Origin of the sequence: Nocardia sp. NPDC051990, assembly GCF_040680755.1 — a bacterium.
GTDB lineage: Bacteria > Actinomycetota > Actinomycetes > Mycobacteriales > Mycobacteriaceae > Nocardia.
Genome location: NZ_JBFAXH010000006.1, coordinates 41,975 through 57,128, shown reverse-complemented (window position 1 = coordinate 57,128; position 15,154 = coordinate 41,975). Strand labels below are relative to the sequence as shown.

The following is a 15,154-nucleotide window of genomic DNA, read 5'->3' as shown; positions in this document are numbered from 1 at the left end:
AACAACACCGCGCGGCGCGACGCTGCTCCGGAGGGGATCGGGGGCGTGGGACGACACCGCGCGGTGCCTCACTTCCGCAGGATCAGATCGAGGGCCTCGGCCCGCGAGGCGGCGTTGGACTGCAGCAGACCGCGCACGGCGGAGGTGGTGGTGCTGGCACCGGGCTTGCGGATACCGCGCATGGCCATGCACAGGTGCTCGGCCTCGACCACGACAATGGCACCGCGCGGATCCAGCTTGCGCATGATGGCATCGACGATCTGGCTGGTCAGCCGCTCCTGCACCTGCGGTCGCTTGGCGTACAGATCGACCAGCCTGGCCAGTTTGGACAGTCCGGTCACCCGGCCGTGCGGGCCGGGAATGTAACCGACATGCGCGACGCCGTGGAAGGACACCAGGTGGTGTTCACAGGTCGAGTACAGCGGGATATCGCGAACCAGCACCAACTCCTGGTGCCCCTCGTCGAAGGTGGTGTTCAGGACCGAATCCGGCTCCAGATAGAGCCCGGCGAACGTCTCCCGATAGGCGCGGGCGACCCGTGCGGGCGTATCGATCAGGCCGGGCCGGTCCGGATTCTCGCCGACCGCGATCAGCAACTCTCGAACCGCGGCCTCGGCGCGGGCTTGATCGAAGGGGCGGCCGGTCTCCAGTGCGATCAATTCCGGCCCGGCCGGTCCTGCTCCGTTGTACCCGGCCCTATCCGCTTCATCGAGAGCGCTGGCGTTCGCAATGGCACCGCCGCTCACATACGTTGAGCCACCTACGTGATTGTTGGCCGACAATCGAGGACACCTCCAAAATCTCGGGTGCGAGGCATCACCCCGCACCCAAATGGTCGAGCCTAATCGGCCTGTGTCAGCGCCGACCGTTCGGTCCATCCCAATGGTGGTTCTCGCCCTCGTTATTCCCGGTGCCATTGGTGGGTTCGTCATAGGCGTCGTTGCCGTGGCCCGGCTGCTCCCATGGCTGCTGCGGCTGCGAATAGCCGTGACGCGTTTGCGGCTCGGCTGGCCAGCCGCCATAGCCGGACTGACCCGACTGCTGCTGCGACTCGTCGCGCGGCGGCCAACCCGGCGCCGACCAACCGGCCGGGGCACCGTAATCCGGTCGCGAACCGTGCGTCGCGCCCTGACGCGGGTAGGCCGGAGGCGGCGCCTGCGGCAACGGGTAACCGGTCGCCGGTGGCTCGGCGTAGCCGCCGTAGCGCGGTTCCTGGTAACCGCCGTCCGGATAGCCATTCGCCGCGGCGGCGGGTTCCCGCTGTGGCAGCTTCGGCCGCGCCGGCTCCTGCGGTGGCCACGGCTCGCCGCGTTCGGCGGCCAGTTCGCCCGGGGTCTTCACCGGCGGCTTATCCGAGGGCACGCGCTCGCCGAAATCGTTGAACGCCGTGATGCGCGGCCGCTTGTCCACCGCGGCAAGGATCTCCTCGAGATCCTTGCGGTGCAAGGTCTCCCGCTCCAGCAGCGCCGTGGCGAGCACATCGAGCACATCGCGATACTCGTTGAGGATGGCCCACGCCTCGGTGTGCGCGGCCTCGATCAGGTTGCGCACCTCCTCGTCGATGGCGCCGGCGACCTCATGCGAATAGTCCGAACCCATGCCCATCGAACGACCGAGGAACGGGTCGCCCTGCTCCTGGCCGTAGCGCACCGCACCCAGACGTGCGCTCATGCCGTATTCGGTGACCATCGCGCGCGCGATCTTGGTGGCCTGGTCGATATCCGAGGACGCGCCGGTGGTCGGCTCGTGGAACACCAGTTCCTCGGCGGCGCGGCCGCCCATCGCCATGACCAGGCGGGCGATCATCTCCGAGCGGGTCATCAGGCCCTTGTCGTCCTCGGGCACCGTCATGGCGTGGCCGCCGGTGCGGCCGCGGGCCAGGATGGTCACCTTATAGACCGGCTCGATATCCGGCATCGCCCAAGCGGCCAGGGTGTGGCCGCCCTCGTGGTAGGCGGTGATCTTCTTCTCGTGCTCGCTGATGATGCGGCTCTTGCGGCGCGGACCACCGATGACGCGATCCACCGATTCCTCGAGCTGCTCGCCGGTGATCACCGCGCCGTTCTCCCGGGCGGTGAGCAGGGCGGCCTCGTTGACGACATTGGCCAGATCCGCGCCGGACATGCCGACGGTGCGCTTGGCCAGCCCGTCGAGATCGGCCTCGGGCGAGATCGGCTTGCCCTGCGAATGCACCCGCAGGATGGCCCGCCGCCCGGCCAGATCCGGATTGCTGACCGGGATCTGCCGGTCGAAGCGGCCCGGCCGCAGCAGTGCCGGATCGAGGATGTCGGGGCGGTTGGTCGCGGCGATCAGGATGATGCCGGTGCGATCGCCGAAGCCGTCCATCTCGACCAGCAACTGGTTCAGGGTCTGCTCGCGCTCATCGTGACCACCGCCGAGACCGGCGCCTCGCTGGCGGCCGACCGCGTCGATCTCGTCGACGAAGATGATGCACGGGCTGTTCTGCTTGGCCTGTTCGAACAGGTCGCGCACGCGGGAAGCGCCGACACCGACGAACATTTCGACGAAGTCCGAACCGGAGATGGTGAAGAACGGCACCCCGGCCTCACCCGCGACGGCACGCGCCAGCAGGGTCTTACCGGTACCGGGCGGGCCGTAGAGCAGCACGCCCTTCGGGATCTTCGCGCCCAGCGCCTGGTAGCGAACCGGGTTCTGCAGGAAATCCTTGATCTCGTAGAGCTCTTCGACGGCCTCGTCGGCGCCGGCCACATCCGCGAAGGTGGTCTTGGGCATGTCCTTGGACAGCTGTTTGGCCTTCGACTTACCGAAGCCCATCATGCCGCCGCGACCACCGCCCTGCATGCGCGACATCACAAAGATGAACAGGCCCAACAAGATCACCATCGGCAGCACGAGCAGCAGGATCTGGGTGAACCAGCTGTCCTGCTTGACCACGGTGTTGAATGGCGCGCCGGACTTCTGCACGGCATCGAACACCTGATTGGAGGTCTCACTGCCGCCCGGATACTTGGCAAGGATCTTCTTCGAGCCGGAAGTGGCGTCGTTCCCGTTGTTCAGCTCGATGCGCAGCTGCTGATCGCGATCGTCGATCTGGACGTTCTTGACGTTGCTCTTGTCGTTTAGTTGACTCAACGCCACCGAGGTATCGACACTCTTCCAGCCGCGCGTGTCATTGCCGAAATAGCTGAACGCATAGATCACGAGCAAGATGCCCGAGACTATGGCCAGGGTGCGAAACACAGTCTTGCGGTTCATAGAGCGAGGCCGGGCGGCCAGTCCTTTCCGGTGTCTCCGGTGCATGCCTAGCGTGGCGTTGGGCGCGTCCCGTCCGGTGGTCCGGATGCGGACATGCCACGTTACCGCGTACGGTCTAGTCGATACATCGCGCAGTTCGGCAGCTGGTGTAGTTCGACAGGTAAACGGTCGGGGAACGTCCGTGGTTCCCGAAGTCTCCGGTCGGGTTACGCCAAGTGGTCACAATCATGTCATGTTCGGCCTATCGTGAGCGACGACACATAGCCGCAGAGCGAGCGGCGGGCCCGAAGGCGGTAGCTTGCGTAACCACGTAGGGCCCCGGGAGCACCGCGGATCAAACAGAGCGCAGGGGGTATGGACATAGTTGAGCTACGGACACCCACAGCGATACTGCGGCACGGCCGTGGACGACTGATCGTTCTACGCCCGGGCAGCGATGGCGAGTGCGTACTGGATGTGCCGGTCACCGATCTGCTCAAGGTTCGGCTGAACCGGCGCGCCGACGATGCGGTCGTCATCGAGATCTATCTGCGTTATCCGACGCCCGTCCTCACGGGTGTGCCCGCCGACCGCACCCCGTTGCCGGTACTGATCGCCGAACACGATTTCCCAGCGGCCGCCGAAATCGTCGAACGCATCAACGATCAGATCCTGGCCAGCCAGCGCATCGATGTGGCCGCACCCGATCTACAGCCGCCGGCCCCGCAGTGGGGTACGAGCGGGCCCACCCGAGCCGATGTGGATCGAGCCGTGCGGCGGATGGCAACGAAACACGAAGCCAAGGCGGCAATAGCCGCTCTGCATCGATACGTCACCGTCGATGAATACGTGCTGGAGACCGCCATCGTCGTGGCGCAGTCACCCGCGGGCACCGGCCCCGGCCTGCTGGCCGCGACCACCGGACGGCTGCTGTTCATCTCCATCGGCCCCGGCGAACGGTATGCGCACGAACTCCCCATCCCGGTAGTCATGTGGGCACGTACGACCGATGGCGCCATGTCGACGCCCGGTGAGATCGGCTCGGTGCGCGGCGAGACCGGTATCGATGTGCACGACGGAAACGTCACACTGCACTTCACCGGTACCGATCGGGCCGATTCCGAGCGCGTCACCTGCGCGGTGAATTTCGCCGTCCGGCGCGATTCGGCCGACAGCGCGGCGGGGCCGGCCGATCCTGGTGTCGCCCAGCTCTATTCCGAATGGGAGTTGCTGGTGGAGCGGCATTCCCTGGGCATGGTCGATGACGGACAGTTCCAGCGCTACGGCCGCGGAATTCTGCGCTCACTCCCCGACGGGCACTGATTGCAGCGTGATCCGTCGCCACGGGCTGGTCGGACGCAACCACAGGCGCAATAGTTCCATGCGCCGATCCACGCCGCCCTTCTTGAGTTCGGCCAGATCCTCACAGGCCTGCCAGTAGGTCCAGCCGGTCAGGTAGGCATCGCCGAATTGGCGCCAATTCTGGTATTTGCGCTGGGCCAGCGGCAGTGCGCGCATCAGATAGTCCCAGGCCACCTCGGCATCGAGATAGCCGGCGGTGAAGGCCATTCGCGCCACCGCGACCACCCGGGCCAGATCCCAGGCATGGATATCGCTCGGCAGCGGGCGGGCCAAATGATCGGTGAAACCGATTTTGATCGCCTGCGACCAGATGTCGTAATCGCGGACCAGCGCCTCGGGATTGTCCATCCCCCGGAACGAGCCGACCTGACGCAGGAAGGCCCGATGCCGATCGGCCCGCTCACCGAACCGGTCGCGTTCACTGGCATTGATCGATGCCATCACCAACGGATGCACCATCGCGTATAACGGCGCGTGCATCCCTTCCAGCAGTTGCTCCATGGAGGCTCGCGCCTCGGTGCCGTCGGTGATGCCCCACGCGCCGGTGAGTGTATCGATAGCGAGTTCGCGCCGGTCACCCAGCGGATGGTCGCGCTCGGGGCCGAGCAGCAGCGCATCGTGGAAGGCATCCCAGCGCGCCGAATAGAAGCCACCGAGTGCGAGCGCGCGCAGCTCGTCCTCCGATACCGCCGCGCCGGACCAATGGTCCTCTTCCCGCTTGTCGAGCTCGGCATAGGGGAATGTCGTCAAGGTAGGTACACCGCGGCCAGGCATACCCCGATTGTTCCCCATCGATCTTGGATGAACCTGTGTAATCGGAACCGAATTCGCGGGTATCGATTACTCGGTGTGCGACCGACCCCATCCGCACTGCCGGCCACCATGGAGCGAGTCTTACGAGCGAGGAGTTCGCGGCCCGTCTCGCGTCCGCGCCGTAGGCGCGGTCATCGAACACAGCCGAGTCGTCGAAGCGCATGCGACGAAGTCGCGAGTCTCGACGGCGCCGCTAGCGACTGCATGCAGGTCGCTCGAAAGGGTCAGTCGCGAGGCTGAAGGGGGCCGCGAACACGCCGCGCCCGCGCGGCCGATAACAGAGCCGCGCTCGTGCGGCCGACAACAGAGCGCAAACACCGCTAATGTGCTCGCATGAGTAGCAACATCACCCTCCTTCGTGGGTTGGATCCTGCGCCTACCGAGCAGGAAATCTATGCTGCCGCAGTGCAGTACGTGCGTACGGTCGGTGGCGTGTCCGGCCTGAGCACCACAACCAAGGCAGCTGTCGACAAGGCGGTGAACGTCATCGCGGCAGCGACCACGCAATTGCTCGCGGATTTACCGGATGTGCGGGTCGCACCGGTCACCGAACCACCGCTGCGCCACGATCGCGAGGTCGCGGAGGCGGAGTAGTTCGTAGCGTTTCAAGGTAGGGCGTCTGCGCCGTAAGTGGCGACGCAGGCCAGTGCGATCTCCAGCGGCAGACTACGCGCTCCGATCGGATGGCCGAGCAGTTCCTCGATCCGTTGGATCCGATAGCGGACCGTGTTCTTGTGCACACCGAGTAATTTCGCCGTGGCCTCCGGGCTGCGATGGCTTTTCAGATATGCGTGCAGTGTTTCGCGTAGGCGGGTGGCAGTGACATCACGGCCCGCGAGCGCGCGCAATTCGCGCCCGATCAGACCGCGCATGGCCGCGTCGTCGGCGCCCGCCAGATAGGCGATCTCCACCTCGCGATATGCGGTGACCCGCGCTCGATCCGCCGGACCACGCTCGGCGACCTGCCTGGCCGCGACGGCCTCGTGATGGCTCTGCCGGAACCCGGCGGCCTGCGGCGCGGGCACCCCGAACGCGACCCGCACCGGCGGCTCGACCTGACCGAGCACGATCCGCTCGATCGCCCCTCGCACCGCCAATTCGGCGGCATGCGCGTCATCGTCCAAACCAGCCCAAGCCCATATGCCGCTCGCGCCCGAGGTGACAGTGAGCACCTGGCTACTGCCGAGCGCCGTGCCCAATCGCGTCGCCACCCGATCCAGCAGCCCGCTCGACTCGCCGTCCGGCTCACCGGTGATTCCATCGGTCCACAGCACAAATGCCAAGTGCTGCTTGGTAAGTCGATAACCGAGCCGGACCGAGGCCTGGTCGACATCGAGTTCGGCACCGGCGAGCAGGGTGCGCACGATTTCGGTGCGCCGGTTGAGCGCCGCACGCATGACGCGCTCGCGTTCCTCCATGTAGGTGTCGGTGAGCGTCTCCACCGACATGCTGACCCATTTGGTGGAACGCTCGAACAGTCGCAGCATCACCGCCCGCTCGATTTCGGGCGGTGGCCGCCGTTCGTCGACGGCTTCGGTCATGTAGTCGAGTACCGCCTCCTGCCCGATGTGGTAGGTCCGCAGTAGCAGCCGCAGGTCATAACCGCGCCGGGCGAGGGTTCTGGCGAAGGCGTGCGCCTCTTCCGGCAGGGCGAATTCGATGGTGTCGCTGGTGAGGTTGGCGAGCACGACCCTGGCGTGGGCGCGGGTACTCGCGGCCAGGTCACGGCGTATATCTCGATCGGTGAATTCCGGAATGTGCGCAATGACCGCGTTGTCGAGGCGGTCGACGACCTGTTCGAGGGCCTGGGTGCGCATGGTCTCGTAGACGTATTCGGCGAGCCAGTCGCGGACCACCGCGCTGTCGGTGCTGATCGCCGCCGGGTGGCCGGTGGTCATTGATCCTCCGAATTGTGCTTCAAGACCAAAAATTCCCGAGTTCGTTGACAAATCAGGCCAAGAAAGTGTTGCAATCTTGTGCCACGATCATAGTCAGCGCACTGATTCACCACAGTGCACAGCACAACGTCAGTGGGAGAACAGCGTGAGCGATACAGTGCCGGGCGCGGCCGAGAAGCAAACCACACGAAAGACACCAGCGCCCACCGCGCGAGCGACGGGCGCGGAGGCGGTGGCGGAGCGTGACCACGCAGCGACCCGGGAGCGCCGCGAATCGGACACCGCTGCGGCACTGATCGAGGTGCGCAATCCGGGCACCGGCGCGGTGGTCGGCACCGTGCCGAACGAGAGCGCCGACGCGGTCGCGGCCAAGATCCGCGAACTGCGCCTGTACCAGCCGGAATGGGAGGCCATCGGCCCCGACGGGCGCAAGGAATGGCTGCTGAAGCTGCAGGACTGGATCATCGACAACACCGAGCAGCTGGCCGATGTGATGCAAGCCGAGACGGGCAAACCACGGGTGGACGCGCTGATCGACCCGGCCTTCTCCACCGATCTGATCGGCTACTACGCGCGCCGGGCCGCCAAATTCCTCGCCGACGACCATCCCTCGCCGCATAGCCCGCTGGCCCGGGTCAAGAAGTTGACCACGGTGTACGAACCGTATCCGGTGGTCGGCGTGATCACGCCGTGGAACTTCCCGCTGGCCATGCCGGTCATCGATGTGATCCCGGCGCTGGCCGCCGGCGCCGCGGTGATCCTCAAGCCGTCGGAGGTGACGCCGCTTTCGGCGCTCGAATTGGCAAGGGGCTGGGCCGAAATCGGTGCGCCGCCGGTCTTCGCCGTGGTCACCGGCGCCGGTGCGACCGGTGCCGCGGTGGTCGAGAATGCCGACTACATCCAGTTCACCGGTTCGACCGCAACCGGACGCAAAATCGCCGCCGCCTGTGTTGAGCGGATGATTCCCTACAGCCTGGAATTGGGTGGTAAGGATCCGGCGATCGTGCTGGCCGACGCCGATCTGGATCGGGCCGCGCACGGCATCACCTTCGGCGGCATGTTCAACTCGGGCCAGGTCTGCATTTCGGTGGAGCGGGTGTATGTCGAGGCTCCGGTCTACGACGAATTCGTCGGCAAGCTCACCGATGCCGTCAAGAATCTGCGCCAGGGTCTCGACGGTCGCGAGCCCAACCACGATGTGGGCGCGCTGGCCAATGAGAATCAGGTTCAGATCGTGCAGCGGCATGTCGACGAGGCCGTCGCGGCTGGCGCCAAGGTGACTACCGGCGGTAAGCGCACTGGTGTCGGCACCCTGTTCGAACCGACCGTGCTCGTCGATGTCGACCACACCATGTCCTGCATTACCGAGGAAACCTTCGGCCCGACCCTGCCGGTGATCAAGGTCGCCGACGAAGCCGAAGCCGTTCGGCTGGCCAATGATTCGATCTACGGTCTGTCCGCCTCGGTGTGGACCGCCGACAAGGAGCGCGGCGAACGTGTGGCCCGCGCCCTGAACGCAGGCGCGGTGAATATCAACGACGTCTTCGTCAACCTGTTCAGCTTCGCGCTGCCGATGGGCGGCTGGGGACAGTCCGGTGTCGGCGCGCGCTGGGGCGGTCCGAACGGAGTACGCAAGTACTGCAGGCAGAAGGCGATCACCACGCCGATCCTGCCGACCCAGCAGAAGGAACTGCTCTGGTTCCCGTACCAGATGCCGAAGGTGCTGTTCGGGCTCGGCGCGATGCGTGCCGCTGGGGCGCGCGGACTGCGGCGCATCGACATTGCGGCGGTCCTGAAACTCAAGGGAGACAAGAAGTAACCGCGGAGCGAGCGACGGGCGCGCAGGCGGTAGCGCAGCGTCACCACGGAGGGCACAAGGATCGGGCGCGCAGCCTCTGAACCGAGATACGAAGGCGCCGTGGTCGTGTCATCGACCACGGCGCCTTCGCGCGTTCGCGGGCCCACACGGCGGCAGTAACGGACCTTTCGAGCGAGGCGGCAAACGTAATTGTGACTAACATCACAAAAACTGGTCACCCTCATTGCGGGCCGGTTTCTCGACAGTGACCGACCACACTTCGGCACCGATCCGACACACCCCTTGAACCCACCTCCGCCGCATTGTTGCTGGTCATACGCCCAGTTAACTTGAGTGCGGCAACGCAGGTCATGGGTGCCAGAGATTCGCCGGGTCGATGATGCAAACGACCACGACAAGCCATATGCTGTGGGTCTAACAAACCTGCCGACTGTTTCGGCTGCCATATCCAGACTTTCCGGCCTCAAAAGGCTGGAAATTCAGGACCGATTCTGATAGCAAGGGGCTATGGACCCGCATTTGCGCGACCTGCGGTATTTCGTCGCCGTCGCTGAGGAACTGCACTTCACTAACGCCGCTCAGCGGCTGCACATCGCTCAACCCACCCTGTCGCGTCAGATTCGTCAGCTGGAACGCCAGCTCGACGTGGTCCTGTTCGACCGCAACCAGCGCAGCGTCGCGCTGACCGTCGCGGGTAAGGAGCTGCTCGAAGGCGCCCGCAAGATCCTGGAGCTGTGGGAGGTCACCAACGTCACCCTCCAGGAGGCGGGTGAGGTACTGCGCGTCGGCATCCAGTCCGCGCTCGGCCGAGGGCTGCTCAATGATCTGGAGAGCGCGAGCGGGCACCGCCTCGCACTGCACGCCGCCTCCTGGACCGACCCGTCCAGCGGTCTGGCCGGTCGGCAAGCTGACCTCGCCCTGGTCTGGCTGCCGCTACCCGATCCGAACCGCTACCGCTGGCAGGTGCTGCGCACCGAGCCGCGCTGGGTGCTGTTGCCGGAGAACCACCCGCTGGCCGAGAACGAGACCGTCGACTTCGCCGATCTACTGGACGAGCCGTTCATCGCACTGCCCACCGAGGCCGGTGCGGTGCGCGATTTCTGGCTCGGCAACGATGCCCGCAATGGCCGTCAGCCCAAGATCGGCGCCGAGGCGGCGACCGCGGAGGACAAGCTGGAGGCCGTGAGCCTGGGCCTCGGCGTCTGCCTGCTCGCCGAGAACAATGTGCCGATGTACCGCTGGCCGGGTCTGACCGCCCGCCCACTCGCCGGCCTCGCCCCGTGCGAACTGGCGGTGGCCTGGCGCGCCGACGACAACCGGCCCACCATCCTCGAATTCGCCGCACGCGCGGTGCAGGGTGGTTTCGCGGTGCAGCGTCAACCTGCGTCCAGTTAGCAGCCCCCTGCTGTCTCGCGGCCGAGGCTCGCGACTACGCCGCGTGCGCTTCGGCCGCTCGGCCGCGAGACGGGCGCGAACGTCGCTCGTCACACTCGTTCCGTCGTGGTCAGGTCCCAGCGATTCGTCGCCACGGCTGGATAGCTTCCAATTGAGCCGCGAGGCGCAGCAGGGTCGATTCACTGCCGGGCGGGCCGGCGAGTTGCGCGGCGACCGGCGTTCCGGATCTCGGGTGCATGCCCATCGGGATCGATGCTGCGGGCCATCCGACCAGATTCCACAGTGGTGTGAACGGTGAATACCGGGCGCCGATAACAACATTCGCGAGCCAACCCAGGGTGTGCCAGGCCCTGGCCCGCGGCGGTGGCGCGGCGAGCGTCGGGGTGATCACCACGTCGTAACGCTCGAAGAATTCCAGCAGTCGCGCCTCGACCCGGTCCACCTGGGCCGGGCGCACCAGCCGCAACCGCTGGACGAGCCGGCCGAGTGCGAGGTGGCGGCGGGTGCGCCGCTGCAACCGTTCGGGGTGGACGAGATTCGCGCCCTCCCGCGCGCCGAATGCCAACCAGCGCAGGCCGACCGAGATGAGCGATTCGCCATAGGGCAGCGTGGCGGATTCCACGAGGTGTCCGGCCGCAGCGGCGGCCGAAGCAGCGGTGCGAGCCGCCGCGGTCCAGTGCCGATCGACCCGGAACAACCGGGACGGTGGCGCCACGGCCAGCCCGATACGTAGTCGGCCCGGTAGCTCCAACTCGGCTAGGTCCGGGCGTGCTGCCAGCACCGACAGCGCGAGTGCGGCATCACCGACTGTCGTTGCGAGCACACCGTTTTCGACCATCCCGGACCAGGAATCGAAACCTACCTCGGCGGGCACGGTATGCCGCCCCGGCTTGATCCCGAACACCCCGCAGCAGGCCGCGGGAATGCGCACCGAACCGAGTCCGTCATTACCGTGCGCCACCGGTACCAAGCCGGCCGCGACAGCCGCGGCCGAACCGCCGGACGAGCCGCCGCAACTGCGCGCGGAATTCCACGGGTTGCGGCTGATGCGGCCCTCATTCTCAGTCGTACCCCACAGTCCCAGCTCGGGGACCGCGGTCAGCCCGACCACCACCGCGCCCGCGGCCCGCAGCCTGCGCACCACCGGATGGTCGGCGGTTTCCGGGCTGGTATCGGTCGCGGTAGAACCGGCGAGTGTCGATTCACCCTCGACCGCGATGTTGTTTTTGATCGCGATCGGCACACCCGCCAGCGGCAGCAGGTCCAGATCGGAACGCTGTTCGAGTGCGAGTGCCTCGGCCCGCGCCTCGGCGGAGCGAACGACTGTGAACGCATTCGTCTTTCGGTTCCCGGCGGCGATCAGATCCAGGGCGGCATCGACGGTTTCGGTCGGCGTCAGCGAGCCGTCGCGCACACTCGCCGCGATTGCCGCCGCCGGACCGCGTGACAGGCCCGATTCGCGTGGCATGCTGGAATCCATCGAAGCATGTACCGCGTCGGTCCCGCCCACCGCGACCCCACGGGCGATCTGCCCCTCCGGGGCCTCGATCTCCGGAGCGGTCGAATCCGTCGCGGTCGAATCCGTCGCCGTGCCGTCATCCGCCGCGGCCGTCGCGAAATTCGATTTACGGCGCTGCTCCCGGGTCGTTCCGTGGTCGCGCTCGGCTATTTCAGCGACCGCCGCGCGCGCCGCTGTATCTGATTTGCGGCGCTCCCGTGGTGCTACATGGTCGCGCTCCGCTATCGCCTCAGCGCCCGTCGCTCGCGCCGCTGTGTTGTTCATCTGCTGGTTCTCCCCAGTCGCACGGTTGTCGAAATCGGGTGATCCGCTGTTGAGGCGCAAGTTATCATTTCGATTACTGCTCAGCGGGCGATGTCGTCGGGTGTGGCGGAAATTCACCGGCACATCTACGGCCGATACTCGAGATCCGCTCAGCAGCTAGGTCCGAAAAATGAGTGCTCAACGCGAAAATTCGCACCGATCAGGTCTCGAGGCCGCTCCGACCAGAGCCTGGGGCGGACCGTTGTCGCATGCCGAGAACAACGCGGTCGATGCCTTCTCGACCGCATGGGAATCGTCGCGTCGACCACCGGAGATCGCCGACTTTCTCCCCGATGCCGAATCCCTGCGCCTGGCGGCGCTGATCGAATTGATCCGCGTCGACCTGCGACATCGTTGGATCCATCGTGCCCCTGCGGCGGGCACGGAGGCGGTAGCGGAGCGTGACGACGAAGCGGCCCGAGAGCGCCGCCAATCCAATACCGCGCCGATGCCGCGCAAACGGCTTTTCGACTACTGCGCCGAGTTTCCGGAACTCGAACCGGGCAACATTCCGGCCGGTTTGGTGTACGAAGAGTTCGTCATCCGCAGGTACAGCGGTGACCGTGTCGATCCGAAGGATTGTCTACGGGAATATCCCGATCAAGCGGCAGAATTGCACAGGCTGCTCAATGCCGACGATATCGACCAGAGCACCCGCCGGGCGAAGCTCGAGGATTCGGTGCTGACCGAGTTCGCCAATACGCGCGCGGCGGCCGAACTGAACCGAACCGTGCAGGCCGACCAAACCGTCGGGCTGAACCAAACCCAGGGGTCCGTTCGTAATACCGACGTGACTCGAGCCACCGTCGATTCCATCGAGACGGCGACCGCCATTCCGACCACGATCGGAACCGGTCCGGGGCAATTCAACGCGCTCGATCGCATCGAGATCGGTCAGTCCATCGACGATTTCGACCTACTCACCGGCCTCGGCAGCGGCGCCTTCGCCCGGGTATTCCTGGCCAGGCAGCGATCATTGCAGCGGTTGGTCGCGGTGAAAATCTCCGACGATCACGGCACCGAACCGCAGACCCTGGCCCAGCTCGACCACGACTACATCGTGCGCGTCTTCGACCAGCGGCTGCTCGGCTCGGAGGACGCCCACGATCCGGCCATGCGCCGACTCCGGCTGCTGTATATGCAGTTCCTGCCCGGCGGCACACTGCTGGGGGTACTGCGCTGGGTGCGCCGGACTCCACCCACCGAACGCAGCGGACAACTGCTGCTCGACGCGGTCGACGCGGCCATGGAGGAGAAGGGCGAAATCCGCCCGACCGATTCCAGCGTGCGCACCGAGATCGCCGGACTGAGCTGGCCGGAAACCGTGGCCTGGCTGGGCCGCAGATTGGCCGAGGCGCTGGAGTACGCCTCCGCGCACGGCGTGCTGCACCGCGACGTGAAACCGGCCAATATCCTGCTCACCGCCGAGGCGGTGCCGAAACTGGCCGATTTCAATATCAGCTTCAGCCGCAATGTGGCGGGCACCAGTCCGGTGGCCTATTTCGGCGGCTCACTGGCGTATATGTCGCCCGAGCAGTTGGAGGCTTGCTATCCCGGCTGCGAACGGACGGCCGAGGATCTGGATACCCGGTCCGATATCTATTCCCTCGGCGTGGTGCTGTGGGAGTTGCTCACCGGCGCGAAACCGTTCGACGATTCCACCGCGAGCGTGACCGACCAAGGCGACGATACGGCGCTGGAGGGCATGCTGGAACGCCGCAGTGCTGGAGTGGATACCGCTGCGCTGCAACGAGTTCCGGCGGACTGTCCGGCAGCGCTGCGGCGGGTGTTGCTGACCTGTCTGGAATCGGATCGGACGCGGCGCTGGTCCAATGGCGCGATGCTTGCCAAGCAGTTGGATCTGTGCCTGGATGCCAGGGCCCGGGACCTGGTAGACCCGCCGCCCGGTAGTTGGCGGCGGCGGCTGCGAGCGTGGCGACTGATGATCGTCGCGCTGGCCATCGGCATCCCGAATATCCTTGCCTCGACATACAACATCCAGCACAACCTACATCTGATCGTGGACCGCCTGCCCGAGGATGCCGGGCGCACCTTCGTAATCATCACCACCGTGGTGAACGCAATCTTCTTCCCGCTCGGCGCGGCGCTGATTCTCTACATGTCCCGAAGAATGCTCACGGTGCCGTACGGGCTGCGCCGCCACCGCCGGTATGACGCGGAGACACTGCGGCTGGCCAGGGCGGATTCCCTGCTGTTCGGAGATCGAGCGGTCATGGTGGTCTTCTCGCTCTGGGTGCTCGCCGGCTTCACCTTCCCGATCGCGCTGCAACTGGCGGCTGGGGATGTGCCGGGACGCGCGCTGGTGCATTTCCTCACCTCGATCGTGGTGTGCGGCGCGATCGCGGTGGCGTATCCGTTCTTCCTGGTGTCCTTCTACATGGTCCGCTGCATCTATCCGCTTTTCCTGCGGCACGGGGAAATCAGCACCGAGGACGCGGTGTGGCTGCGCGGTCTGGACCGCCGCGCCAACGGCTATCTGGCCATCGCGGCCTCGGTGCCGCTGCTCGCCGTCGCCGGGGTGACCTTCCTACCACCCGACGATATTTCGAGGGTGATCGGCGCGGTGCGCGTGCTCTGTGTGGGCGGGATCATCGCGTTCATCGGCTCGTACCTGCTCTTCCGGGCTCTGGAGGCCGATCTGCGGGCACTGGAGCGGGTGGTTGCATCGGTGGATTCCCTTGACCGCGAACGGATTTCGGTGGAGCCAGAGCAAGACGGGCGCGCCGTACCGGAGCCGCGATCGTGACAGCTGCCGATTTCGCGGATCAAGGCGAGACCGACCCCATAAACGAGTTTTACCGAAGATTG

Annotated in this window: 10 protein-coding genes; 5 read left to right on the top strand and 5 right to left on the bottom strand. The window is 66.0% G+C overall.

Translation table 11 applies throughout. From position 1 onward, the window contains the following. Nucleotides 1–68 precede the first annotated feature (68 nt). Together folE and ftsH are read right to left on the bottom strand one after the other, a co-directional pair. Nucleotides 69–659 (bottom strand): GTP cyclohydrolase I FolE, encoded by a 591-nt coding sequence (gene folE / locus AB0L63_RS13765; protein ID WP_364500186.1) that lies wholly within the window; start codon nucleotides 657–659, stop codon nucleotides 69–71. A 196-nt stretch (nucleotides 660–855) separates the two neighbouring features. Further along, nucleotides 856–3,237: an ATP-dependent zinc metalloprotease FtsH gene (gene ftsH / locus AB0L63_RS13760; RefSeq protein WP_364499380.1), complete on the bottom strand. Its 2,382-nt coding sequence runs from the start codon at nucleotides 3,235–3,237 to the stop codon at nucleotides 856–858. A gap of 354 nt (nucleotides 3,238–3,591) precedes the next feature. Between ftsH and AB0L63_RS13755 the strand changes: the two genes are divergently transcribed. After that, entirely contained in the window at nucleotides 3,592–4,539 is a 948-nt protein-coding gene (locus AB0L63_RS13755) for a hypothetical protein (protein ID WP_364499377.1), read from the top strand. Here AB0L63_RS13755 and AB0L63_RS13750 read toward each other — a convergent pair. Next, a complete protein-coding gene (locus AB0L63_RS13750; protein ID WP_364499374.1) occupies nucleotides 4,519–5,352 on the bottom strand; it encodes a DUF1266 domain-containing protein in 834 nt (277 codons plus the stop codon). The two genes, AB0L63_RS13755 and AB0L63_RS13750, sit on opposite strands and share 21 nt — an antisense overlap. A gap of 372 nt (nucleotides 5,353–5,724) precedes the next feature. Between AB0L63_RS13750 and AB0L63_RS13745 the strand changes: the two genes are divergently transcribed. Further along, nucleotides 5,725–5,985: a DUF2277 domain-containing protein gene (locus AB0L63_RS13745; protein WP_364499371.1), complete on the top strand. Its 261-nt coding sequence runs from the start codon at nucleotides 5,725–5,727 to the stop codon at nucleotides 5,983–5,985. An 11-nt stretch (nucleotides 5,986–5,996) separates the two neighbouring features. Here AB0L63_RS13745 and AB0L63_RS13740 read toward each other — a convergent pair whose 3' ends face one another. Continuing rightward, nucleotides 5,997–7,289, bottom strand: coding sequence for a helix-turn-helix domain-containing protein (locus AB0L63_RS13740; RefSeq protein WP_364499368.1), 1,293 nt, complete (start codon nucleotides 7,287–7,289; stop codon nucleotides 5,997–5,999). 295 nt (nucleotides 7,290–7,584) lie between these two features. On the opposite strand from AB0L63_RS13740, the gene AB0L63_RS13735 reads away from it, so the two are divergent. Both AB0L63_RS13735 and AB0L63_RS13730 read left to right on the top strand, forming a co-directional pair. Continuing rightward, nucleotides 7,585–9,108 (top strand): aldehyde dehydrogenase family protein, encoded by a 1,524-nt coding sequence (locus AB0L63_RS13735; RefSeq protein WP_364500183.1) that lies wholly within the window; start codon nucleotides 7,585–7,587, stop codon nucleotides 9,106–9,108. Nucleotides 9,109–9,615: 507 nt separating this feature from the next. Further along, nucleotides 9,616–10,503 (top strand): LysR substrate-binding domain-containing protein, encoded by an 888-nt coding sequence (locus AB0L63_RS13730; protein ID WP_364499365.1) that lies wholly within the window; start codon nucleotides 9,616–9,618, stop codon nucleotides 10,501–10,503. A gap of 109 nt (nucleotides 10,504–10,612) precedes the next feature. On the opposite strand, the gene AB0L63_RS13725 is transcribed toward AB0L63_RS13730, so the two are convergent. Further along, the gene (locus tag AB0L63_RS13725; RefSeq protein WP_364500180.1) at nucleotides 10,613–11,971 is read right to left on the bottom strand and encodes an amidase family protein; all 1,359 of its coding nucleotides are present in this window, start codon (nucleotides 11,969–11,971) and stop codon (nucleotides 10,613–10,615) included. Between the two features lie 484 nt (nucleotides 11,972–12,455). Here AB0L63_RS13725 and AB0L63_RS13720 point away from each other — a divergent pair, with 484 nt between their 5' ends. Continuing rightward, a complete protein-coding gene (locus AB0L63_RS13720) occupies nucleotides 12,456–15,092 on the top strand; it encodes a serine/threonine-protein kinase (protein WP_364499363.1) in 2,637 nt (878 codons plus the stop codon). Nucleotides 15,093–15,154 lie beyond the last annotated feature (62 nt).